General features: G+C 44.1%; 15 protein-coding genes. 12 read left to right on the top strand and 3 right to left on the bottom strand.

Features of this window, described 5'->3' with window-relative positions; translation table 11 throughout:
* Positions 1-48 precede the first annotated feature (48 nt).
* From NFI81_RS14155 to NFI81_RS14120, 8 genes are all read left to right on the top strand, one after another.
* Complete coding sequence (locus NFI81_RS14155) at positions 49-2433, top strand: ABC transporter permease (protein WP_234611802.1); 2385 nt, start codon at positions 49-51, stop codon at positions 2431-2433.
* A gap of 20 nt (positions 2434-2453) precedes the next feature.
* Positions 2454-4844, top strand: coding sequence for an ABC transporter permease (locus NFI81_RS14150; RefSeq protein ID WP_234611803.1), 2391 nt, complete (start codon positions 2454-2456; stop codon positions 4842-4844).
* A 227-nt stretch (positions 4845-5071) separates the two neighbouring features.
* Positions 5072-5299 carry a DUF433 domain-containing protein gene (locus NFI81_RS14145; protein WP_234611804.1) on the top strand — a complete coding sequence of 76 codons (228 nt, stop codon included), beginning with the start codon at positions 5072-5074 and terminating at the stop codon, positions 5297-5299.
* Entirely contained in the window at positions 5296-5664 is a 369-nt protein-coding gene (locus NFI81_RS14140) for a DUF5615 family PIN-like protein (RefSeq protein WP_234611805.1), read from the top strand. Before NFI81_RS14145 ends, NFI81_RS14140 begins: the two co-directional genes overlap by 4 nt.
* Before the next feature lie 243 nt (positions 5665-5907).
* Positions 5908-8364: an ABC transporter permease gene (locus NFI81_RS14135; RefSeq protein WP_234611806.1), complete on the top strand. Its 2457-nt coding sequence runs from the start codon at positions 5908-5910 to the stop codon at positions 8362-8364.
* Positions 8365-8388: 24 nt separating this feature from the next.
* Positions 8389-10809, top strand: a complete 2421-nt coding sequence (locus NFI81_RS14130) for an ABC transporter permease (protein WP_234611807.1) — start codon at positions 8389-8391, stop codon at positions 10807-10809.
* Between the two features lie 50 nt (positions 10810-10859).
* Positions 10860-13274 carry an ABC transporter permease gene (locus NFI81_RS14125; protein ID WP_234611808.1) on the top strand — a complete coding sequence of 805 codons (2415 nt, stop codon included), beginning with the start codon at positions 10860-10862 and terminating at the stop codon, positions 13272-13274.
* Positions 13275-13299: 25 nt separating this feature from the next.
* Complete coding sequence (locus NFI81_RS14120) at positions 13300-15678, top strand: ABC transporter permease (RefSeq protein WP_234611809.1); 2379 nt, start codon at positions 13300-13302, stop codon at positions 15676-15678.
* A gap of 10 nt (positions 15679-15688) precedes the next feature.
* On the opposite strand, the gene NFI81_RS14115 is transcribed toward NFI81_RS14120, so the two are convergent.
* Both NFI81_RS14115 and NFI81_RS14110 read right to left on the bottom strand, forming a co-directional pair.
* Positions 15689-16084: a type II toxin-antitoxin system VapC family toxin gene (locus NFI81_RS14115; protein WP_234611810.1), complete on the bottom strand. Its 396-nt coding sequence runs from the start codon at positions 16082-16084 to the stop codon at positions 15689-15691.
* The gene (locus NFI81_RS14110; RefSeq protein ID WP_234611811.1) at positions 16085-16294 is read right to left on the bottom strand and encodes a DUF2281 domain-containing protein; all 210 of its coding nucleotides are present in this window, start codon (positions 16292-16294) and stop codon (positions 16085-16087) included.
* A 202-nt stretch (positions 16295-16496) separates the two neighbouring features.
* Between NFI81_RS14110 and NFI81_RS14105 the strand changes: the two genes are divergently transcribed.
* Positions 16497-16871, top strand: a complete 375-nt coding sequence (locus NFI81_RS14105) for a hypothetical protein (RefSeq protein ID WP_234611812.1) — start codon at positions 16497-16499, stop codon at positions 16869-16871.
* A gap of 59 nt (positions 16872-16930) precedes the next feature.
* On the opposite strand, the gene NFI81_RS26410 is transcribed toward NFI81_RS14105, so the two are convergent.
* Complete coding sequence (locus tag NFI81_RS26410) at positions 16931-17056, bottom strand: hypothetical protein (RefSeq protein WP_255717302.1); 126 nt, start codon at positions 17054-17056, stop codon at positions 16931-16933.
* Positions 17057-17465: 409 nt separating this feature from the next.
* Between NFI81_RS26410 and NFI81_RS14100 the strand changes: the two genes are divergently transcribed.
* The 3 genes from NFI81_RS14100 (at position 17466) to NFI81_RS14090 (ending at position 24897) form a co-directional block, all read left to right on the top strand.
* The gene (locus tag NFI81_RS14100; protein ID WP_234611813.1) at positions 17466-19904 is read left to right on the top strand and encodes a TonB-dependent receptor; all 2439 of its coding nucleotides are present in this window, start codon (positions 17466-17468) and stop codon (positions 19902-19904) included.
* Positions 19905-20060: 156 nt separating this feature from the next.
* Complete coding sequence (locus NFI81_RS14095) at positions 20061-22463, top strand: ABC transporter permease (RefSeq protein ID WP_234611814.1); 2403 nt, start codon at positions 20061-20063, stop codon at positions 22461-22463.
* 22 nt (positions 22464-22485) lie between these two features.
* A complete protein-coding gene (locus NFI81_RS14090; RefSeq protein ID WP_234611815.1) occupies positions 22486-24897 on the top strand; it encodes an ABC transporter permease in 2412 nt (803 codons plus the stop codon).
* The last annotated feature ends 2 nt before the right edge of the window (positions 24898-24899 follow it).

Here is a 24899-nt window from a genome sequence, read left to right as displayed (position 1 = left end):
AACTAAAAAAAGACACAATCATAAGTCACCGTTATCTTCATCCAAGCCATGATCAAGAACTATCTCAAAATTGCGGTTCGTAATTTGACGAGGAATAAGATTTTTTCCTTTATCAACATTGCCGGGCTATCGCTTGGACTTACCTGCTGCATGCTGATTGTCCTTTATACCAAGGATGAAGTCAGTTTTGACCGGTTTCAGGAAAATAAAGACCAGCTCTACCGGATCAAGGTAACCATGTCGGACAGCCGCGAGACCCGCACGATTGGCAGCACCAACACCATTCACGGGCCAAGCTTCAAGCAGGAAATTCCGGAGATTAAGGAGATCGTAAGAGCCCAAAGCAACACATTCGTCACCAGAAAAGGGAATGAGCTGTTGAGCGAAGATGTGCTTTTCGCAGATAACAATTTCTTCACTGTGTTTTCGATGCCGCTCGTTGCGGGAGATCCCAAAACGGTGCTTGCCAATGTCAATTCCATCGTTTTGACAGAAGAGGTTGCGGAGAAATATTTCAATACAACGGATGCAGTCGGTAAGACGATGGAGTTGAAAATAGACGATAACTTCGAAAAATTGATCGTATCCGGGGTTGCCAAAAAATGCCCGCAGAATTCATCCGTTCAGTTTGGTGCCGTGATCCCGTTTGAATTGCAGGTTACCAGAGGCTGGACTGATAAAGAATGGTTAGGTTTTTATATGAACACATTTGTGCTGCTGCACGAAAAAGCGAATTACAGAACGGTCGTTCCAAAACTGAATCAGGTTTTTAAAACAAAGTCTGCGGAGGAGATCAGCAAGATCAAAGATTTCGACCAAAGGATCAGTTTCAGCCTGCAACCATTCCTGGATATTCATCTTGATAGCGAAATAAGCGATTTGCGCAACGGGCTTGGTCGCGGCAGCAGTCCCATTTATTCATACATCCTTTCCGGTATAGCCATCTTTATCCTGCTTATCGCTTGCATTAATTTTGTGAACCTAACCGTTGCTCGCTCTTTAAACCGGGCGAAGGAAATTGGCATTCGCAAAGTTGTGGGAAGCCAGCGCAAACAGTTAATGTATCAGTTTCTGGGAGAGTCCTTCCTGCTTTCTTTTATCGCTTTTTCCCTTGCCGTCGTTTTGACGCTTGCTGTTTTACCCACATTCAACGAGTTGGCTAATAAGCAACTAGCACTTTCTTATTTACTCGACATTAAACTCGTTTCCGGATATTTCGCCTTATTCCTGGTTACGGGAATGGTTGCTGGTTTTTATCCGGCATTGGTGCTTTCAGGTTTTAGTCCCGCACAAACTTTGTACAACCGGACCAAACTGACACAGAAAAATTACCTGACAAAGGGCCTGGTCGTTTTCCAATTTGCATTGTCGATATGCCTTGTCATCGGCACCATTGTCATCTATTCCCAATTCAAATATCTTACAAACAAAAACTTAGGTTACAATGATAAAAACCTGATGAGTTTTAGCCTGGGTCGCGGTCGTTCAGGTGAACGATATCTCGAGGTTGTAAAAGCGGAATTGGAAACCATTGCAGGTGTTGAAAAAGTAGGCGCTTTCAATGGCAACTACAATGGTACGCTGGGAGATATTGAGACTGGCAAAATTGATTTTGGATACATTGGTGTGGATGACGATTTTCTAAAAACTTTGGAAATCCCGATTGCTAGAGGCCGGAATTTTTCTAAAAGTTTTCCCTCCGATCCGGTACAATCGGTGGTGGTAAATGAAGCATTTGTGAAAAAGGCGGGCTGGAAAAATCCAATCGGTAAGGAGATTAATTTTGAATGGAAAAATCAGAAAATGACGGTGATAGGTGTGGTGAAAAATTACCATTACGCTTCGCTGAAAGACACGATAAAACCGTTGCTGATGACGCAGGACCCGAATTACGGGAAGAGTACATTGTTTTTGAAGTTGACCGGCGGAAACAATGTTGAAACCGTAAAAACGGTTGAAAAAATATTTCGTAGATACGTGCCATTCATGCCATTCGAATATCAGTTTGAGGACGCCAAAAATCTGAAACGTTATGAATCCGAGGCAAAATGGAAGGAAATGATCACATTAGCGGCCATATTATCGATTTTTGTTTCCTGCATAGGACTCTTCGGCTTGGCCACATTCAATGCGGAAACCCGGGTGAAGGAAATTGGCATCAGGAAAGTGCTGGGCGCCTCCGCAGCCAGCATTGCAGCATTGTTATCCTCGGATTTTATCAAACTTGTATTGGTAGCAATTGTCGTTGCACTGCCGTTTTCATATTACGCGGCAGACACGTGGTTGCGCGACTTCCCTTATCGCATTGCAATTTCATGGTGGTATTTTGTGGTCGCAGCATTACTGGCAATTACAGTTGCAATACTAACCGTCGGTTACCAAAGCCTGAAAACAGCTATGCTGGATCCGGCTAAGTCGTTGAGAAGTGAGTAATTATCTTAAATTGTAATGTGATGCTTAGCAGCCAGATTAAAATCGCCCTTAGGAACCTGCGAAGTGCAAGTCTGTTCACCACGTTGAATGTTGCCGGGCTAACCGGTGGAATGGTAGCAGCCGTTTTTATTTTGCTATGGGTACAAAATGAGCTGAGTTTTGACAATTTTCATAAAAAGTCAGATCGGATCAGTCGGATTGTGACGCATTTGAAGGTTAGCGAAGAAGACACCTGGCATTGGTCGGCCACGCCTCTTTTGCTAGCTGAGGAAACGAAAGTAATCCCTGAAATTGAAGCGGTTACCCGTGTTAATACTGCTTCAAACCTTCCTGTTCGTATTGGTGACCGAAAGATTATTGGAGAAAATGCTGTTTATGTGGATACGAACTGGTTTAGCTTGTTTGACTACCATTTCGTGGATGGGTCGGCGATGCAATTCGGCTCGGCAATCCGAAATGTTGCCATTACGGAAGCTAAGGCCCGGCAGTTGTTCGGGCGCACGAATGTCGCCGGAACAATTATGCGGATCGATACGCTCGACTATACGATCGCGGCTGTTTATAAAAATAATCCCCCAAATTCGAGCTTTCAATACGACTATATTTTGCCATTAGGCGCATATCTCGCCAATCCACGAACTTATGAAGGTGAAAAGAGCTGGAACCAGTTTAATTATCAGACATTCGTTCTGCTCAGGCACGATGCCGATCGTAAAAAGGTGGCTACAAAACTAACTGCCCTTATTTCCAAATTTAAGAAGGATGATAAAGGAAAACCCTCGTCAGATATCGTGTTGGAAGCCGAGCCTTTGACGAACATGCATTTCAATACGGAACTTCAAGGTTCGGATAAAAGCAAAGGTGACAAAAAAACGATTTATATCTTTTTCGGCATGGCCTTGGTTATTTTGCTTGTGGCGTGTATCAATTACGTCAACATTACCACCGCACGGGCCAGTATCAGATCGAAAGAAGTGGGGGTGAAAAAGTTGCTGGGCGCAAAGCATTCGCACCTTTTTGCGCAATTCATGACAGAATCCGTACTGACTTGCCTGATGGCTTTTGGTCTGGCATTGTTACTGATCTATATGCTATTGCCGTTGTTCAATGGTGTTACAGAAAAGACTTTTGAGCTTTCATTTTCTAATAAGCCGCTTTGGTTAGTGCTTGTTGGGACCACTATTTTGGCAATTCTGCTGACAGGCATTTATCCTTCCCTTCTGCTTTCTTCATTCAAACCCTTTGAAATTCTCCGCGGGAGCAATGTTTTGGGTTCTTCCAGTGCAAGTTTCAGGAAGGGGCTGGTTGTTTTGCAATTTACAGTTACGGTCGTTTTCCTCATTTCGGCGCTCGTTGTGTTTCAACAGATGAAATTTATTCGTGAAAAAGAGCTGGGTTACGACCGCGCGCACGCTTTTGGTTTCCGGATGCCCTGGCCGATGAAGAATAAAATACAGCCCACAACTTTCAAAGAGCGGCTCTTGCGTGAGTCGAGCATTGCGGATGTGACCATTTCGAGTCAGAGCATTGTGCAGATAAATAGCAGCACCACAGGTTCGTACGATTGGGATGGAAGGCCAAAAGATTTTAATCCAATCGTTTCTCAGCTGGCTGTGGAGTCCAATTTTCAATCCATGTTTGGACTTAAAATAGCGGAAGGTCGCTGGTTTGATGACAACCGGACGACCGACAAACAGAATGTGGTGCTAAACGAAACCGCCGTTAAAAAATTATTGCTTAAAAAGCCGGTTATCGGTAAAAGATTTGATTTTCAAGGCAAAAAGGGTGTTGTAATAGGAGTCGTGAAGGATTTTCATTATAAAAGCCTGCGTGAAAAAATTGAGCCTCTGGTGTTATTCAACGACTTATCCTGGAGCCTGGGAATTTATGTAAAAGCACAACCCGGCAGGGACGCCGAGGCCATTCGTGCTACCCAAAAGGTTTGGGAAGAAATGATACCTAACTATCCGCTCGAATATACTTTCCTGGATGAAACATATAACAAAATTTATAAAAACGAAGCCAAAACAGCCACCTTGTTCAATACATTCACAACGATTGCAGTGCTCATATCAAGCTTAGGTTTGTTCGGTCTGGCCACGTTTACAGCTGAACGGCGAATGAAGGAAATCGGGATCAGGAAAGTGCTCGGTGCTTCTGTAACTGCCATTGTATCATTACTTTCGCGAGATTTTTTAATGTTGATATTGATCTCCATCGCCATAGCATCGCCGGTGGGCTACTATTTTATGGACAAATGGCTGCACGGATTTGAATACAAAATCGACCTTAAATGGTGGCTTTTCGCGCTAGCAGGCTCCGCCGCGATTATCATTGCAATGTTCACGATCAGTTATCAAAGCATCAAAGCTGCACTGACAAACCCTGTAAAATCGTTAAAAACCGAGTGATTATTGATATCAGCCCTTCCTGGTAAATTTGGGCAATGCTTACAAGTGATTTAAAAAATTGCCTTCCAGATGCTGTGGTAACCAGGCTTTTACAGAAATTCTGTTCGTGAGGTGATGACCGTCAATGATAAGCTTCATTTTACGGGTGTTGCTATGAGAGAAACGTTTTGGATTAGGCAGGTTTTGTAATATTAGTTAAATTTGGGAAGCACAATAATAAAAAAGACATGAAATTAGACCGAATAACTTTTGATCCGAAATTGATGGGGGGCAAGCCTTGCATCCGTGGAATGCGGGTTACGGTTGGCACGCTCGTTGGTCTTGTGGCTTCCGGAAGCACATTTGATGATATTTTAAGCGCTTATCCATACATTGAAATTGAGGATATTAAACAAGCTTTATCCTATGCTGCCTGGCGCTCTGAGGAAATTGAAATGCCATTCCTAGCTGCATGAAGATACTAATTGACATGAACTTGTCGCCTTCATGGGTCGGATTTTTTGCTGATAAGAATATTCATTCAGTTCACTGGTCATCGGTCGGGAAAGCGATAGACCAGGACGCAATCATCTTTGAATATGCGCGGCTGAATAATTACATTGTTTTTACAAATGACCTGGATTTCGGATCCATATTAGCCGCTACGAATGCTTCCGCTCCCAGCGTTTTTCAGATCAGAAGCCAAAGTTTATTGCCACACTTAATCGGAGAAACAGTTGTTACATGTCTCGCTCAATATGCTGTTTATTTGGAAGAAGGGAGCTTGGTAACCCTACTTGAACAGAAAGCAAAAGTTCGAATTCTTCCGCTTCGGTCCTGAATTATTATTTAAACACAAAAACCAGTCCAATACCGAACAAAAGTGTCCGAAACCGGACACTTTTGTTGTTTTAAAATGGATTTAAATTACTGATAGTCAGCTGTTTGATGTCCGTATAATGACCTTGGTATAATTATTCATTAGGTAGGAATATCTATTTAGCTATGAAAAATAAAATATCCTCTTCAACCATTTGATATCACTGGATCAAAAGGATATCAACATTAATAAGGAAGATTAGCCATGATCAAAAATTATTTAAAAATTGCCTGGCGGAATGTGCTTAAAAGTAAGCTCTTTTCCGCCATTAATGTGTTTGGACTGTCCGTGGGCATGACGTGCTGCATGTTGCTGCTGCTGTACATTCAAAGTGAGATTTCTTTTGATCAGCAACACGAACACATCAATGACCTTTATTTGCTGCGCAGCGAGAATGTCCAGTCCAATGGAGAGACAATGGACAATCCGCGCGGTCCGGCACCATACGCGCAAGCGGTAAAATCGGAATTTCCGGAAGTGGTTCAGGTAACCAGGCTCTGGCAGAATTTCCTGGAAGACAAGGCGCTTTTTCGTGTAAACCAGCCCGGACAAGGAGAAAAATCATTTTATGAAACAAAGGGGATTCATGTGGATTCCACTTTTTTTGATGTGTTCACGTATGAGTTTGCAGAGGGAGATCCGAAAACTTCATTGAACGACGCCCACTCGGTTGTGTTGTCGGAAGCGGTTGCGCAAAAGCTTTTCGGAGCCGGTCCGGCTTTGGACAAAACGATCCGCATAGGCGGTAAAACCGGTAACAACGAAAATTTTCGCGTAACGGGCGTGTTTAAAAGTCAGGGTGATAAATCGCACATTGATGCCAACTATTTTGTTTCGCTGCATGCGGGCTGGGTGGGCGATTATTTGCGGAAGCCTGATCTGAATTTTACCAGTAACAACATGTTTTACCATTATCTGCGTTTGAAACCAGGCACAAGTGCAGAGAAATTCGGTCAGAAACTTCCTTCATTTATTGAAAAATATGCCCGCAAGGATCTTAAAATTGCGGGTTTTGATAAAAAGCTGGCGTTGCTTCCAGTCAAAGACATTCACCTTTTCAACAAGATCGATAAAATTGTAACAAGCACAACCAGTACAACTTACCTGTATGTGCTGGCCTCCATCGCCATATTTACACTGCTCATTGCGTGCATCAACTTCATGAACCTCGCCACCGCACGCTCAGCCAAACGTGCTGCGGAAGTGGGCATGAGGAAAGTAATGGGCGCGGGTAAGAGCGGCTTGATCGGCCAGTTTTTAGGCGAATCGATGGTGCTAGCATTTCTGGCACTGATCATTGCGGCCATATTTGTGGTCTTATCCCTTCCTGTTTTCAATCAGCTTGCGGATAAAGCATTGTCCTTGTCAGCGCTTTTCCAACCTGTCATTATTGCGTCATTTGTCGTATTAGCATTTATTACCGGCTTACTGGCGGGCAGTTATCCCGCTTTTTATCTGTCTGTTTTCAATCCGCTGGATGTTATCAAGGGAAAATTTGTCAATTCGGTGTCCGCGACTGCATTGCGGAGGGGATTGGTTGTATTCCAGTTTGTGATATCCATCGGACTGGTTGTGGCGACCATGGTGATTCAGGGTCAGATCAAATTCATGCAAGAGCAGCCCTTGGGTTTTACAAAGGAACAGCAGATCGTCATTCCATTCCGGAGTGAGGAGTCTAGGCAAGCGTATACTGCTCTCCGTAATGAAATGCTGGAAAATAATCAGATCACTGCGGCATCCGGAACAAGCTATTATCCCGGCATTCTGAACCCGAGCGACATGTCAGTTTTTCTGCCCGGACAAAGTGTGAATGAGGATGGAATGATAAAAACCAACTGGGTTGCGCCGGATTTTATGGAAACAATGGGATTCAAAATGGCAGCCGGCCGGATGTTCTCAGCAGCTTTTCCAGGAGATACCAATCACAAAATCGTGGTCAACGAGGCAACACTAAGGAAATTTGCTATCCCCGTGGACAAGGCGGTTGGCCAGCATCTTGACTTCGATATGGGTGAAAATGGAATCGGTTCTTTGGAAATTGTCGGCGTCGTAAAGGATTTTCATTATCAGGATCTGCACAAGGCCATCGAACCTTACGCTTTTTTCCTGAGCGCTAATGAAAACCACAATTACATCATCGCCCACGTGAATACGAACAATGTCAGTCAGGTTATGCCCTTTATTGAGTCAAAATGGAAGGCATTGGTTCCTGGTGAACCATTTTCTTACACGTTTCTGGATCAGGATTTTCAGAGTAATTATGCTGCCGATGCCCGCACGGCACGGATCGTGAATTCATTTACCATTATTTCCATCCTTATTTCTTGCCTTGGTTTGTTTGGACTGGCAGCTTTCGCGGCCCAGCAGCGGATCAAGGAAATTGGTGTCAGAAAGGTTTTGGGCGCTTCCATTGGCAGCATTGTAGGGTTGCTTTCAGGTGATTTTATCAAACTGGTTCTCATTTCCATGCTGATAGCAACACCGCTTACATGGTATGTCATGAACCAATGGTTGCAGGATTTCGCCTACAAGATCAGCATTCAGTGGTGGATGTTTGTTGTGGCAGGCGCCTTGGCGGTCATTATTGCCATGATCACGGTTAGCACGCAGGCGATTAAAGCGGCGCTTACAAATCCGGTAAAATCTTTGAAGAGCGAATAGAAACAACGATTAGCAAAAATTCTGATGTTTAAAAACTATCTCAAAATCGCATTTCGTAACCTTTGGAAGAGTAAGGGTTATGCTGTGATCAATATCACAGGTTTGTCCGTTGCATTCTGCATCAGCGCATTTTTGTTTCTGACGGCCTACTTTCAGATGTCGTTTGATGATTTTCATAAAGATAAAGAGCGCATTTATCAAACTTATTTCTTTTCCAATGACCCGGAAAACGCGCAGGCTTCCGGTTCAATGCCCTTTCCTATAACACCTGCTTTAAAAGCGGAATTTCCTGAGATAGAGAGCATTGCCAGGGTGGTGAATGGCAGTGATGTTCTGGAATACAAAGGGAAATATTTCGATAAGCAGGTCATGTTCACCGATCCTGATTTTCTTAAAATATTTACTTTCCCGCTTGTAAAAGGCACCGCCGCAACCGCGCTTCAAGACCTCAGCAGCATCATTATCAGTGAAAATATGGCGAAGGCTATATTCGGGAAAGAGGATCCGATGGGCAAGTCTTTGCAAGTTGGCCTGGATGTCAATCGCAAAGAATACGTGGTTACGGGTGTGCTGAAAGACTTTCCTGAGAACTCGTCTATCAAATACGATGCATTTGTAAGAACCGAAAACGCTGGCGGATATCAGCAATCCAAGGAGCAGTGGGATGCATATTCACACCGGGTTTATTTGAAATTAACCAAAAATGCTGATCGGGTTGCTTTCGAAAAAAGGCTGAAACCATTTGCACAGAAATACTTTGCTGAAAGCATTACCACATTAAAAAGGAAGGGCGCAAAGCCCGACGAACGAGGAGATATTTTCGCCATCAGGATTGAAAATATGGCAAATCTGCATTTCAATTCCAAGGTTTCAGGTGGCGGCGCAGCACCAATCGCGCTTATTTATGCCCTGATGGGAATCGGCTTTTTTATCCTGCTGATCGCTTGTATTAATTTTATTAATCTCAATGTTGCCAGATCCTTTATCCGCGCCAGGGAAGTAGGCGTCCGCAAGTCGCTGGGTGCGTTGAAAAAACAGCTGTTTTTTCAGATCTGGGGTGAAGCCGCAGTAATCTGCTTTTTTGGATTTCTGACAGGCGTTATACTTGCCGTATTATTGCTGCCAAGCTTTAATGCTACTTTTCAAAGCAAACTTAGTCTGGATTATATGTTTGAACCGGACAAGATTGCGTTGCTGCTGGGGCTTTTTATCCTGGTAACATTGATCGCAGGCGGTTACCCGGCGTGGCAAATGTCCAAGTTTAATGCAGTGGAAGTGCTGAAAGGAAAAGTGACATTGAAGAAGCCGGGTGTGCTGCGCAACTCGCTCATTATCGCGCAGTTCACGTTGTCAAGCTTATTGATATGCAGCACAATTATCGCAGTTCAGCAGGTTAATCATTTGCGGACACAACCTTTGGGATTTGAAAAAGAGCAGGTCATCAGCATTCCTGTTGGTAACAAGATCAATGGTAACAAAGTGTTGCAGAGACTGCGCAACGAGCTCGAAGGCGATCCTAATGTGCTCGCAATCAGTGGCAGTGCCGTTAATCTGGGTGTTGGAATGGACAGAAGCACTTCCCGGAGTGTGATCGGATTTACCTATAAGGAGAAGGATATCAGCACAGACTGGCTTTCTATCGATTATGATTATCTCAAAGCATTGAATATCAAATTGCTGGCTGGTCGGGAGTTCAATCCGGCTTTTCCCAGTGACTCACTCGACAGGGTGATTATTACCGAAAGCATGGCCAAAATGATCCAGGAAAAAGATCCGGTAGGAAAGTATTTTCAAACGGATACGGCCGGCGTTAAATACCAGATCATTGGCATGGTTCCAGACTTTCACCTGTATTCTTCCAAAAATGAGAAGAAGCCGATTACCATGCATTTAGGCGGCTCGGGATCAGTTAATTATGTTTTTGTCAGGGTTACTCCGCAAAGTCTTCGGATTGCTATGGACAAGTTGAAAAGCGTTTGGAAAGAAGTAGCACCCGAAACGGAGTTCACGGGAACATTTGTGGACGAAAACACCAATTCCTGGTACAGGGAAGAAGGGCATTTGTCCAAAGTTTTCAGTCTCGCATCCGGGATTGCGATCATCCTGTCATGTCTGGGGTTATTTGCCGTCGCATTGATCGTGATGGAGCAGCGGACCAAGGAGATTGGCGTTCGCAAAGTTCTGGGTGTCAGCATTGCCAGTCTGGTGTTTGTATTGTCCAAAGATTTTGTAAAACTCGTGCTGATCGCAATCGTCATTGCCACACCCCTATCGTGGTTTCTTATGCAGAAATGGCTCGACAACTACGCCTATCGCATCGAAATCAACCCATTGATCTTCATCCTGGTCGGCCTCAGCGCCATCCTGGTCGCCTTGGTAACCGTTGGATTTCAAAGCATTAAAGCCGCATTGATGAACCCGGTAAATTCGCTGAAGAGTGAGTGAGTAAGACGAAAGATTACAAACATTCTCCCATTGAAAAGCATTAAACAACCATGATCAAAAATTATCTTATCACTTCTTTCAGGAATTTGAGGCGTAACTGGAATTTCACTTTGATCAACATTACCGGGCTTACTTTGGGGCTGGTCTGTTGTCTTCTGATCTTTTTTACGGTTCGCTACGAGCTTAGTTTTGATCAGCAACATAAAAATGTCGACCGCGTATTCCGGATTTTGAAACACACAAAAGGAGAGGTCGATAAAGGCTTTAATACCGGGATGCCGCTTCCGGCTCTGGCGGCGTTGCGCAATGATTTTCCTGAATTACGAAACCAGATTTCATGCACATATGCCATGCGCGGCGCGCTGATCACAATCGGAGAAGGACCGAACCGCAAAAAGCATTTTGAACAAAGCAATGCAGTTTCGTTTATCGATCCTCAATATTTTAAACTATTCGATTACAAATGGTTGAAGGGCTCGGCTGCCAGCTCGCTTAATAATCCCGGCGCGGTGGTGCTTTCCGAAAGTCAGGCAAAAAAATACTTTGGGAATGCAGATCCAATGGGCAAGACCATCAGGGTTGAAAACAACATGAATTTTGTAGTTACCGGCATTATCCAGGACCCGCCGGCAACCACCAATTTTCCTTTTACAACAATGCTTTCTTTCGCTTCACTGAAAGGCTACGGCTCATTCACGAACTGGGACGACTGGCAAAGCTCATACGGCGGCGGACAAATGTACATGATGCTGCCTCAAAATATGAGCGAAGAGAAGATGGAACAACAGCTTGTTTCTTTTGTCAAAAAATACAGAGAACCAAAGGATGCCGCGGTTGAAGAATACATTTTACAACCCGTTAATGACATTCATTTTGATACAAAAACATCCAACTATACCGGCAGGACGATCAGCAAAGGGATGATCTGGGCAATGGTGCTGGTTGGAATGTTTATTTTGGTTACAGCTTGCGTGAATTTCATAAATCTCGCCACCGCGCAAGCACTCCGCCGCGCGAGGGAAGTGGGCGTAAGAAAAGTGCTGGGCAGCACACGCGGGCAGTTATTAAGGCAATATTTCTCAGAAACTGCGCTGATCACCGTTTTATCTGTTATTCTCGCATTGATTGTGGCGCAAATTGTGCTTCCCAGTGTCGCCAACATTTTAAATATTAAATCAGAAGGGGTCATTTTTGTGACGGACATTTCCGTAATGGCGTTTCTGGCCGTGCTGACAGTTCTTACGACCATTCTTGCTGGTTTCTATCCTGCCATGGTGGTGTCGGGTTACCAGCCCATTCTTGCATTGAAAGGGAAAATGAGGACATCGGGAAGAGGGCAGGCGAGCCTGCGTTCCGGGCTGATCGTTCTGCAATTCACGATTTCCCAGATCGTGCTCATTGGAACATTGATCGCTTACAGTCAGATGAAATATTTCCGTACGCTTGACCTTGGGTTTCAAAAGGACGAAATCATCAGTATGCAAATTCCGGCACAGGATCCGGGTGTTCTGGAAGGTTTGTATGCCAAATTAGTCAATGAGCCTGGCATAAAATCCATGAGTTTCAGCGCATTTACGCCTATGTCGCGGAGTAATTGGCAAACCGGGTTTAAATATGAAAACGATGCTGAATTTCTCGATTACGAGATCGTTATGCGTCCTGCGGACACTGCTTATATAAGAACTTACGGATTGCAAATGGTTGCCGGTCGAATGTATCTGCCAGCAGACACGATGCGTGAATATGTGGTTAATGAAGCATTTGTAAAAAAACTGGGCTTCAAAAATCCGGCTGACGCGATCGGCAAACGGCTTACCATCGGTGGGTCTGAGCACAAGCTGCCTATTGTTGGGGTTGTGAAAAACTTCAATACATATAGTCTGCACCGTGAAATTATCCCGTGCGTACTCACCACACAACGCGGAAATTACGGCACATTAGGGATCAAGCTCACCAAAAATGCGGACCCAAAGCAGATCGAAAGAATTGAAAAAGCCTGGTCGGCAACATTTCCCGACTACTTGTTCAGCTACACCTTCCTCGACGAAACGCTCAACAGCTTTTATGAAAAGGAATCCAAACTATTTGATCTCTTCAAAATACTGACCGCTATTGCCATTTTCATCGGCTGTCTCGGGCTGTATGGGGTTGTCGCTTTCATGGCTGAGTCGCGGACGAAGGAAATGGGCATCCGGAAGGCCATAGGGGCATCCGCATTTAATATTTTCAGTTTGTTTTCAGTGGATTTTGTGAAATTGGTCATGATCGCATTGGTCATTGCATCTCCCATCGCGTGGTATGTGATGAAGGGCTGGTTACAGGATTTCACTTATCAGGTAGAAATTAGTGCATGGTTATATGTGCTTGCAGGCATCGGAGCAATCATTATTGCTTTAATCACCATAAGTTTTCAGAGTGTCAAAGCAGCTTTAGTGAATCCTGTGACATCTTTAAGGAGCGAGTAACCATTCACCCAAAAACTGCGTAGCCATGATCAGGAATTATTTCAAAATCGCATTCCGGAACCTCTTAAAAAACAAAATTTATTCTTTCATTAACATTGCCGGCCTGGCCGTAGGGATTGCGGTTGCGATGCTGATTGGTCTGTGGGTTTGGGACGAGCTTTCTTTTAATAAGTATCACAAAAACTACGATAGGCTCACGCAAGCATACATAAGCCAGACATTCAATGGCCAAACTGGCAGCGGAAGAGCGGTTTCGTTGCCGGCGGTGGCAGAAATGGCTAATAAGTATTCTGCTGATTTCAAGAACACCTCCATGGCGTCATGGAATTTCGGCCATTTGCTGGCCAATGGGGATAAGAAAATTAATAAGGCAGGCATGTGGGCACAGCCAGCAATGCCGGAAATGCTTTCGCTGAAAATGTTGAAAGGGGATTTAAAAACAGCATTGAAGGACCCGGGTTCGGTTGTCATCTCAGAATCTGTTGCAAAAGCCCTTTTCGGCAATGAGGATCCTTTGAATAAAACACTCAAACTGGACATTAAAAAAGATGTGAAAGTGACTGGTGTTTATGAAGACATACCTTTCAATTCTGAGTTTAACGATCTGAATCTTTTGCTGACATGGAACGATTACCTGCTTGCGGAGAATTGGGTGAAAGAAGCGCAGACGCAGTGGGGAAACCATTCTTTCCAATTTTATGCACAAGTTGCCGATCATGCGGACATTGAAAAAGTGTCTTTAAAAATCCGGGACGTTGAATTGCCGCATGCTTTTTCAAAGACCGATAAGCCTCAGTATTTTCTGCATCCGATGAGCCGCTGGCATTTGTATTCTGATTTTAAGAATGGCAAAAATGTAGGCGGCGGCATTCAGTTCGTTTGGCTTTTCAGCATTATCGGAATTTTTGTGCTGTTGCTGGCTTGCATCAACTTTATGAATCTCAGCACTGCCCGGTCTGAAAAACGCGCTAAGGAAGTCGGGATCAGGAAATCAATCGGTTCGCTGCGGAGTCAGCTCATCTTTCAATTTCTGAGCGAATCATTTCTGGTTGTTTCCTTCGCATTGATTCTCGCGATTCTCATCGTCTTGATTTCCCTGCCTGCTTTCAACGATCTTTCTGGCAAGCGGGTGAGTTTCCCCTGGCAATATTTTCAGTTTTGGTTGATGCTTTTTGCCTTCTCGCTGTTTACCGGTTTGATATCAGGTAGTTATCCAGCATTTTATCTGTCATCTTTCAATCCGCTTTCGGTTTTGAAAGGCACATTTAAGGTGGGGAAATGGTCTGCTGTGCCGCGTAAAGTGATGGTTGTGATGCAGTTTACGGTCTCTATCACATTGATAATCGGGACTATTATCGTTTTTCAGCAAATTCAGCATGCCAAAAACCGCCCCGTTGGCTACGACCGGCAGGGCCTTTTGCAAATTAATATCTCCCCCAATCTCTACGGAAAATATTATCCGTTGCGCGATGATCTGCTGAAATCCGGCGCCGTGTTCGAAATGAGTGAATCGTCCAGTCCGACAACCGGCATTTATTCCAATCAGATTGGTTTTGAGTGGGAGGGAATGGAGCCGGGTTCGATGCCCTTGTTTGGCACCATTGCTGTTACGCATGATTTTGGTAAAACAATAGGCTGGAAGATCATTGACGGCCGCGACTTTTCCAGAGAATTTTCAACTGACACGGCTGCATTTGTTTTGAATGAATCGGCTGTAAAGCTCACCGGAATAAAAGACATTGTCGGGAAAACGATCCGTTTCAATGGAAAGCCAAAACAGGTGGTAGGCGTTGTTAAGGATATGGTCATGCAATCGCCTTACGAGCCGGCAGTGCCGACTGTTTTTCTGATGGATTACGAGTGGGCCAACCTGATCAACATTAAGCTGTTGCCAGGCGCGCCGGTGGACAAATCCCTGAAAAAACTGGAAGCAATATTCAAAAAACACGATCCGGATTCACCATTCGAATTTAAATTCGCGGATGAGGAATATGAAGCCAAATTCAGGGCAGAGGAGCGGATTGGCAAATTGGCGCGGGTATTTGCAGTGCTGGCGGTTTTTATATCCTGCCTCGGTCTATTCGGACTGGCCGCTTATACGGCAGAGCAAAGAACGAAGGAAATCGGCATACGGAAAGCGCTTGGAGCTAGTGTAGCGCAAATGTGGGCAATGCTTTCAAAAGAATTCGTCTATCTCGTCATCGTCTCCTGTGCCATCGCGTCGCCTATCGCATTGTATTTCCTCAGCGACTGGCTGAAAAAATATGAATATCACATCGAGCTAAGCTGGGTAGTCTTCGCCGTCTCAGCCATAACCGCCATTCTTATTACCCTAATGACCGTCAGTTTCCAGGCCATCAAAGCAGCGCTTATGAACCCGGTTAAGTCGTTACGGAGTGAGTAGTGGACACCATTCACCATACCAGGACAACATTGTCCTGGTATAATTTGAATTTTGGATCAGTAGTGATGATTGCCAGTCCCTCAGCGATAGCAGTCACGATGATAATCCGGTCGAACGGATCTCGGTGTTCTTCAAAAAAATGAAGCTTTTGGTAAGCTATAATGTGAGATTCCAGAATGCCGATTGGGTTGATCTGAATCGATGCTGATTTCGACATGATCTCTGAAAGCGAAGCAGGCAACGTTAGTTTGCCAATGGTAACTTTGATGGAGATTTCCAGCCAACTCACAATACTCACAAAAATCTCATTTTCAAGGTCTTCAATGATTGCTTTTGCTGTGGATGAAAGTTTGGGATTATTTTCTAGAAACCATATTAATGAGTGTGTGTCAAGCAAATATTTCATTTACATATATTCTTTTAGGTCGTCTAATGGTTCATCAAAGTCATCCGCCATCTTGAATTTTCCTGCTACAACACCAGCTTTGCGTTTTTTCGCAGGCTTGGGCGTTTCATCGATGAATGTTACTATCACCTCCATACGCTTATTGACAGGCGGTTTTTCCATCAATGTGATCTGCCCATTTTCAAATATCCCTTTTACTGCCGTTAACATTTCGAGAGTTGTCAGTTGCTAGTCAAATATAACTGTTTAAGATTCTTGTAACAAAGTTTTGGAAACAACACCATTCATCGGTGCAAAGTGGCAGATGGTCTGGGAAGTGGTCCAGTTGGCAGATTGGCTTTTTAGTGCGTTAAACGTTTGTTGAAAAAGGGCCTCTAACCTACATAAACAAACAATTTAATCATTAGAAACCATGAAAAAGACCATCTTAGCAATCGCAACCATAGTAACATTGACAGTAGGAAACGGCTTCGCGCAACGTTACCGTCATGAAGTTCCGGCAATGAATAATTCGCGTGGCGATAATGCTGTCGAAGAGTTTCAAATCAACAAGCTGGACCAGATTGTGAGCCTTTCGCGGAAGCAGGAAAATAAGATCAAAAAGATCGAAAACCACTACGACCGCCTGATGTCTTCAAATAACAGATACAGCAGTTTTCAGAATGTGCAACGTTTGGAAAAATCAAAACAAAAAGACATCCTGGAAGTGCTGACACCAGCACAACGCCAACGTTTGTTTGCTTATCAAAACAATTTCAACAAAGGACGTTACAACAGAAGAGGGTAATTTTTTCGGAAGAATAGACTTGCTAAGTATTGAAAGCGACCCACATAAACTGGGTTGCTTCAAGACTTGGCAAGTCTTCCTGTTTTCAGGCGAAAGAAATAATCAAACAACAAGGCGTTGATCTGCAAATAAGCCTTCACAAAACGCTCTTCCGCCGCATCTTCTGCATCCTCCGCATTTCCCAAAATTTTAATGGAATCGTGTACGCCATGTTTTTATACTTCTCTACAATAAAAGTGAAGGATCCCAGGTCTCCTTTTTTAACATTGTCAATATGGATCTGGCCACCCGGATTTTTCATGCATTAAGTTAACTCATCTGTTTATAAGACTGGTGATATGACCTAGTGGTTACAGATTTAGGCGCTAAATGAGAGAAGAATCATGTGCAATGATCAAAAATAATTTAGCATAGTACCTTGCATCGCAAAGTACCTTTCTATACATTTGTTGTGTTGTCTGGCGTGGATTGCCGCTAGTATTGCCGACGACAAAATTCTGAATTAACGCATTGCCGCAAAAATTTGAAAAGAGTGAAAACTCTTACCGGAATCCCTATGCCTTTGAAATCTATTAGCCATTTAAAATTTTAGCCATGAGAACATTGTTCCTTTTTTTTCTTTCCGCCCTGATCTCCGGGCTGGTCTGTATTGCTTCCCTGTCCTTTGGTCAGTCACTACCATTTGCCGGGGGCCAAATTTCTGGCGTGGTAGCCGATTCTTCGAGTAAGAAACCGTTGGATTTTGTGACCATTAACCTGATGATCGGAAGCACGGCAATCAAAGCCGATTTTACCAAAACGGACGGATCATTTTCTTTTCAAAAACTAAAACCAGCGAAATATTCCGTTGTCATTGTTGGGGTGGGTTACAAAACGAAAATCATTGCTGCGGACCTTTCAGACAGTACTAAGACAGAGGTGAAACTCGGCTCAATCGATATCAGTCCTACCGTAGTGGGGCTTAAAGAAGTTACGGTAACGGCTTTCAAACCCATTGTAAAGCAAGAGGTTGACCGCATTACTTACGATCTGCAGGCCGATCCGGAAAGCAAAGTGTACAGCGTGCTGGAAATGATGCGGAAAGTGCCTTTCCTGTCTGTGGATGGTGATGAAAACATTTACCTCAAAGGCAATGCCGATTTTAAGATCCTGATCAATGGAAAGCCTTCGAGCATGGTGGAACGCAGTTACAAAGAGGTTTTGCGAAGTATGCCAGCGTCGTCCATCGAACGCATTGAGGTAATCACGACGCCTCCCGCAAAATACGATGCAGAAGGTTTGGCAGGCATTATCAACATTATTACCAACAAAAAAGTGGACAACGGATATAATGGCACATTGAACATCAGTGAGCGTTTCCGTGTCGGAGGTCCGGGCTTTGGCGGCACAATCTCTGCCAAGCTGGGCAAATTTGGAATGACTGCATTAGCCGGCGGAAGTCAGTACGACACGCCTCTTACACGCACCCGGGTGGGCCGGACTGCATTGGGAGCGGAACCCTCAGAGCTGTTTCAGGAGAATTTTTCAAGATCCGGTAACAAAAACGGTTACATTGGTTACGAACTTAGTTACGAGGTGGATAGCCTCAATTTATTGAGCGCCCAGGTGAATTTCAATGGCAGCAAATCCGATGGCTCTGGTAATCAAAAGTCTGTCATTGATGTAAATGATGAGATTATTGAAGGTTACCGCGTGAGGAATTATAACAAGGGCCGTGGCAATGGAATGGACGGAGCCTTAAACTATCAAAGAGGCTTCAAGGCAGACAAAAACAGGCTCCTGACATTTTCATATCGTTATTATGGATTTAATAATAACCAAAACACCAACCTGACGATTTTTGAGCGCATTAATTACGACACACCGGATTACCGCCAGATCAACGACCAGAGCTTTTCGGAACAGACTTTTCAGGTTGATTACGTATATCCGATTAAAAAACTCAACATTGAAGCCGGTTTGAAAGGAATTATGCGCGATAATAAAAGCGATTTCCAATACAGCACATACAATGCTGAAACTAAGACATTTGAGATCGATCCCGGGATGAGCAATAAGTTTAATAATACGCAAAACGTGTTTGGGGCTTACAACACATATCAATATAATTTCAAAAACTGGGGTTTGAAGGCGGGTGCCAGAATTGAGCAAACTATCATCAATGCAGACTTCATTTCTACGGATTCCAAAGTGAAGCAGAACTATTTCAATGTGATCCCGTCTGTTTCCATTAACAGAAAGTTCAAGGACAATGTTGGCCTGAATTTTGGCTATACACAACGCATTCAACGCCCGGGAATTTACCAGCTCAATCCATTCATTGACCGCACCAACCCCAGTTTTGAAAGAACAGGCAATCCGGATCTGCGGCCTGCATTCGTACATGACCTGCAATTGGGTTATAGTAAATCAAAAAAGGGTTCTGTCAATTTTGGAGTCGGTTTCACACAGTTTAAAGACCTGATTTTCGCGGTTGCGGTTTACAATCCTGAAACAGAAATCACCCGCACATCATTCGGAAACACAGGGAGAGCCCGGCTTATCAGCGGAAATCTGAATATGAATTATCCGATAACAAAAAAATGGAATTTCAGCACGAACTTGCGCATCGCGCACGGGAAAGTAACGGGCGTTGTAAATGGGGCTACGATCACCAATAGCGGAGTAATGTATCAACTATCCGTTTCTACGGGTTACAAACTTGAAAGGGACTGGCGCATTAATGCAAACTTTGTGAGCATGGGGCCTAGCGTAAACTTGCAAGGCACTTCCAATTCGATGATTAGTCCGTCTTTCAGCATTAACAAAGACATTATTAAGGATAAATTATCGTTTTCGGCTGCCGCTAACAATCCTTTTACCAAATTCCGGAAATACCATACCGAAACCTCGGGGCCCAATTTTACCTCATTTAATGACCGGAGAGATTATTTCCGCTATTTCAACCTCAGCCTCAACTACAAATTCGGCCGGTTAAAAGACGCTATCAAGAAAAACCAACGCAGCATCAGAAACGACGACGTTCAGAACTGACATATATCCGTTTCACAGCCGAACGCCCATGTCCGTTATCGAACAATTGCCATTGCTACAAATAGCTGATATTCAGTTGCTTGTAGCAATGGCATAAATTTGTTGCTACACAAAAACATTAAACCAGCTTCGGAACGCCGAGAACCCAAAATAGCCATGCTTCGAAATTATATCAAAATTGCCGTCAGGAATTTGCTGAAACACAAGACATTCAGCTTTATTAATATTTCCGGCGTTGCCATTGGCCTTGCTTGTTTTTTGCTGCTGTCTCTTTACGTCAAAGATGAGCTGAGTTACGACCGCTTTCACGCAAATGCGGAACGGATCTATCGTTTAAACCGAACATTTCTGTCAAAAGATGGCACAGAATCGCTGCGTCTGGGACATGCAGCGCCCCCATTCGGGCCTTTGGTTAAGCAGGACTTTCCCGAGGTGGAGCAGGTTGTGCGATTACTCGAAATGGGAGGGTTGATCGAGCATGGTGAGCAGATTTATAATGAAAGCGATGTGTATGCGGCAGAGGCCAATATTTTCAAGGTTTTTTCATTTAAAGTAATTCAGGGAAACCCGGACAAGGCGCTCGAAAATCCCTTTTCCATCATGTTTTCCAAGAAGATGGCGGAAAAATATTTCGGGAAAGAAAACCCGGTCGGAAAGATTGTTAAACTGGAAAATGCATTTGATTGCACTGTAACCGGTGTTTACGAGTCCTTACCTTCCCAATCGCACTTTCACCCGGAAGCGTTAATTTCATTTTCGACATTAAATGACAACCGTGTTTACGGAGCCGAAGGTTTGAGGTCAAACTGGGGTAACAATTCGTTCTCTACCTTTTTGCTTTTACCCAAAAACTATGATCCGCAAAAGCTTGTAAAAGCATTTCCAGCATTTCAAAACAGGCATATTGATCCAAATGCATCGACATATTCGGTCTTAAATCTCACAAAACTCACAGATATACATTTACATTCACACCTGGATTCAGAAATTGAAGCCAATGGGGACATTCAATATGTTTACCTGTTTTCGGCCATCGCGATTTTCATCCTGGTTATTGCCTGCATTAATTATATGAACCTCGCCACTGCGCGTTCCGCCACGCGGGCGAAGGAGGTGGGCATGCGTAAAGTGATCGGTGCGGTAAGGCATCAGTTGATCCGCCAGTTTTTAAGCGAATCCATTCTTTTAGTTTCGGTTTCATTGTTTTTTGCCATTGTGATCGTCGTGTTATGCCTTCCGTTCTTGAATGATTTCACCCAGAAACAGCTCTCGTTCAATGCCTTGATGGATCCTATATTCCTGAGCATTGTGCTGGCCATAACATTGTTCACTGGTGTGATCGCAGGAAGTTATCCCGCGTTTTTTATGACGTCATTTCAGCCGTTAAGTGTATTTAAAGGTCGGATCGCGTCCGCATTGAAAAACGGAAAACTGCGTCAGGGACTCGTGGTAACGCAATTTGCAATCGCGGTTGTGCTGATCATTTGCACCGCAGTTGTCTACAGTCAGATGAAATACGTCAAAAATTATAAGTTAGGGTTTTCCAAAGATCAGATCGTGCTGCTCCGTGCCGGAAGTGACTCTGTAATCAATTATGAGAGTATTAAACAGCAATTGAAGGCTAACAGCAACATTGTGGAGGTAGGACGGTCATCGCGGATTCCATCCGGCCGTTTGCTGGATTCATGGGAAGCGTACGTCATGAAAGGCGATTCGATGGCCCCTGCCGATATCGGTGTGAAATCACTATCAGTGGACGAAGATTTTATTCCCGCTTATCAGATTGAAATGGCCGCAGGGCGAAATTTTTCCAGGGCCTTTTCTACCGACAAGACCAATGGCTTTATCTTAAACGAAACTGCCGTCCGGTTGCTGGGTTGGAAAAATCCTGCTGATGCGGTTGGTGCACGTTTCGGTTATGGCGAAATCCGTGGTCAGATCGTGGGAGTTACCAGAGATTACCATTTCGAATCCCTGCACCAAAAAGTAGCACCGATCGCCATGTTTGCACAAACGGACCGGCTCGGTTGGATGTCGGTGCACATTGCAGGCGGCAACATTAAAGATGCGTTGGCACACATTGAATCCGTTTGGCAAAAGCAATTTCCGGAACGTCCGTTCGAATACGAATTTTTAGATCAGAAATTTGGCGTTCTGTATGCAACGGAACAAACCCAGCAGCTTCTTTTCGGCATATTTTCGGGCATAGCGATCTTCATTTCCTGCATGGGGTTATTGGGACTATCTATTTTCATGGCTGAAATCCGGACCAAAGAAATTGGTGTGCGGAAAGTGCTGGGTGCCTCCATTACCAGCCTTGTCATTTTGTTATCCAACGATTTTCTTAAATTGGTGATGATTGCCATTGTAATCGCTTCACCCATAGCCTGGTATGCCATGAATAACTGGTTGCAGGACTTTGCCTATCATACCGACATCCACTGGAGCATATTCGTATTTGCAGCCGTCATTTCAGTCGCAATCGCCTTATTCACAATTAGTTTCCAAAGCATCAAAGCCGCGTTAATGAACCCGGTGAAGTCTTTAAAGAGTGAGTAATTTTCAAACCTATAACAAACACATGCTAAAAAATTATTTTAAAATCGCCGTCCGGAATCTCTGGAAGTACAAAACCAACTCCATTATCAGTACAATAGGACTTGCAATGGGAATTGGTTGTTTCCTTTTGCTAGCCACATTTGTGCTTCATGAAACCCGTTATGACCGCTTTCAAGTGAATGCTGATCACATTGTCAGGGTTAATTTCTCTTATCAATCCGGTGATAGCGAGCCGGTTCAGGTCGCCGTCACACCCACGGGTGTGGCACCCGCTTTCGCGAGAGAATTTGGTGAAATTAAGGATGCTGTCAGGCTTTATCCTTACAGTGCCGGAGGAGCTGTTGCCATGAAATACAATGATAAGCTGTTCAACGAGAAAAAAGTCCTTTTTGCAGACGAATCATTTTTCAGAATATTTCCAACCCAATTTATCGAAGGCGATCAGGCTACGGCATTGGCCCAGCCTAATTCAGTCGTTATAGATGAGACCACTGCCCGAAAATATTTCGGTGGGGAAAGCGCGATCGGGAAGTCGGTTACGATGAATGAAAAGCTGATAATGCAAGTTACAGGGGTCATTGCCGATGTTCCATCATATTCGCATATAAAATTCAATTGGCTAGGCAGTTACAGCACGTTACCCCGATCCAAAACAGAAGCTTTTGATTCTGCGAACGACTACACTTATCTTTTGCTCCAGCCACAGGCAAAGGTGGAAACATTACAGGCAAAAGTGGATCAGTTTGCTGCCAAAAACCTGAATAATCCGCAAGATCCATCTTCCAAAATAAAACTTGAACTGGAAGCATTTAACCGCATTCACCTCCACTCCAAAGTTTCCGCCGGCCTGGAAGCGTCAGGTAATTACAAATACGTCTATATTCTCTCTGGCGTTGCTTTACTCATTCTGGTTATTGCATGCATTAATTTTGTGAATCTGGTCACCGCCCGATCCGCAGTCCGGGCACGTGAAGTAGGCGTGCGAAAAGTAATGGGCGCCGCCAGAATACAGGTTTTCCGCCAGTATTTGTTTGAATGTGGCCTGATAACGATTGCGGCAACCATCGTAGGATTGCTGATTTCTCTTTTAGGCTTTCCAATAATCAGCAATATTACTGAAACTGCGCTTGGACTACGCATATGGCCAGCCTATTCCGTGATCTTGTTGCTCATTGCATTGGCGATCAGCGTGACATTGTTATCTGGAATCTATCCGGCCGCAGTGCTTTCCAGGTTTGAGCCAATAAAAGTTTTAAAGGGAAAGGTGCTTGCAGCGAATAGCGGAAGCGGTTTGCGCAGCACGCTGGTCGTTTTTCAATTTACGATTTCAATCCTTTTTATCATTGGAACGATCATTGCCAACCAGCAACTTCATTATATCCAGAATAAAGGTCTCGGCCTTGGCGCATCACAAATCATCGTTATGGATGTCGGTTCAGGCATTTCTGCTGGAAAACTGGCTTCGATGAAAAATGAGTTGCTCAATAATCCGATCGTTAAATATGTCACCGCGTCTTATGATTCCCCTATTAATGTACAAGGCGGCTATACAATATCTGCAAGCGATAAACCGCAGGATTTCCAGATGAATATTACGGCAATTCCCGTAGAAAAGGATTTCGTGCCCACACTCGGGATGCGTTTGATTGCCGGGCAAAATTTCAACGACACTGATATTCTGCAGGCAACCACCGATTCTGTCGCGTTAAGAAAATATGCGTTCATTTTAAACGAATCCGCGGTGAAAGCATTAGGATGGACCGCTGAAACCGCCGTTGGAAAGATGGTCAATATGAATGGCAGGGAAGGAGCAGTTAAAGCGGTTGCGCAGGATTTTCACTTCCGGTCATTGCATGAAAAAATAGGTCCCATCGCCATTATTCCGGAATACAGTTATTTTGGAAAAGTAATGGTAAAAGTTTCGGGCAACGAATCAGGGCAGGCCGTAGATCTGCTGAGACAACGTTGGAAAGATAATTTCCCGATGCGGCCTTTCGAATATCATTTCCTGGATCAGGAATTTGATGAAATGTATAAGGCCGAAACACGCGTTTCTGCTATTCTAGGGCTATTTTCGGGCATAGCCATTTTTATATCCTGCCTCGGACTATTCGCATTAATAGCATTCATCTCAGAACAGAGAACGAAAGAAATTGGAGTCAGAAAAGTGCTGGGAGCTTCGGTTGCGAGTATTGTTATGTTGCTTTCGAAAGATTTTGTGAAAATGATACTTGTGGCGATTGCAATTGCTACGCCAGCCGCATGGTATGGCATGAACAAATGGCTCTCCGACTTCGCTTACCAAATTAAAATCAGTCCCTGGATATTTATAATAGTAGGGCTCGCAGCTATTGCAATCGCCTTATTCACCATTAGTTTCCAAAGCATCAAAGCCGCGTTAATGAACCCGGTGAAGTCGTTGAAAAGTGAGTAAAA

It is taken from the genome of Dyadobacter fanqingshengii, assembly GCF_023822005.2.
In the GTDB taxonomy this organism is placed as follows: Bacteria; Bacteroidota; Bacteroidia; order Cytophagales; family Spirosomataceae; genus Dyadobacter; species Dyadobacter fanqingshengii.
The sequence above is the reverse complement of the archived record's forward strand: the minus strand, read 5'-3'. Positions and strand labels throughout refer to the sequence as shown.

Excerpts from the sequence above, each read along its gene's own strand:
- NFI81_RS14155 (WP_234611802.1), top strand. The coding sequence starts at position 49 with ATGATCAAGAACTATCTCAAAATTGCGGTTCGTAATTTGACGAGGAAT.
- NFI81_RS14150 (WP_234611803.1), top strand. The coding sequence starts at position 2,454 with ATGCTTAGCAGCCAGATTAAAATCGCCCTTAGGAACCTGCGAAGTGCA.
- NFI81_RS14145 (WP_234611804.1), top strand. The coding sequence starts at position 5,072 with ATGAAATTAGACCGAATAACTTTTGATCCGAAATTGATGGGGGGCAAG.
- NFI81_RS14140 (WP_234611805.1), top strand. The coding sequence starts at position 5,296 with ATGAAGATACTAATTGACATGAACTTGTCGCCTTCATGGGTCGGATTT.
- NFI81_RS14135 (WP_234611806.1), top strand. The coding sequence starts at position 5,908 with ATGATCAAAAATTATTTAAAAATTGCCTGGCGGAATGTGCTTAAAAGT.
- NFI81_RS14130 (WP_234611807.1), top strand. The coding sequence starts at position 8,389 with ATGTTTAAAAACTATCTCAAAATCGCATTTCGTAACCTTTGGAAGAGT.
- NFI81_RS14125 (WP_234611808.1), top strand. The coding sequence starts at position 10,860 with ATGATCAAAAATTATCTTATCACTTCTTTCAGGAATTTGAGGCGTAAC.
- NFI81_RS14120 (WP_234611809.1), top strand. The coding sequence starts at position 13,300 with ATGATCAGGAATTATTTCAAAATCGCATTCCGGAACCTCTTAAAAAAC.
- NFI81_RS14115 (WP_234611810.1), bottom strand. The coding sequence starts at position 16,084 with ATGAAATATTTGCTTGACACACACTCATTAATATGGTTTCTAGAAAAT.
- NFI81_RS14110 (WP_234611811.1), bottom strand. The coding sequence starts at position 16,294 with ATGTTAACGGCAGTAAAAGGGATATTTGAAAATGGGCAGATCACATTG.
- NFI81_RS14105 (WP_234611812.1), top strand. The coding sequence starts at position 16,497 with ATGAAAAAGACCATCTTAGCAATCGCAACCATAGTAACATTGACAGTA.
- NFI81_RS14100 (WP_234611813.1), top strand. The coding sequence starts at position 17,466 with ATGAGAACATTGTTCCTTTTTTTTCTTTCCGCCCTGATCTCCGGGCTG.
- NFI81_RS14095 (WP_234611814.1), top strand. The coding sequence starts at position 20,061 with ATGCTTCGAAATTATATCAAAATTGCCGTCAGGAATTTGCTGAAACAC.
- NFI81_RS14090 (WP_234611815.1), top strand. The coding sequence starts at position 22,486 with ATGCTAAAAAATTATTTTAAAATCGCCGTCCGGAATCTCTGGAAGTAC.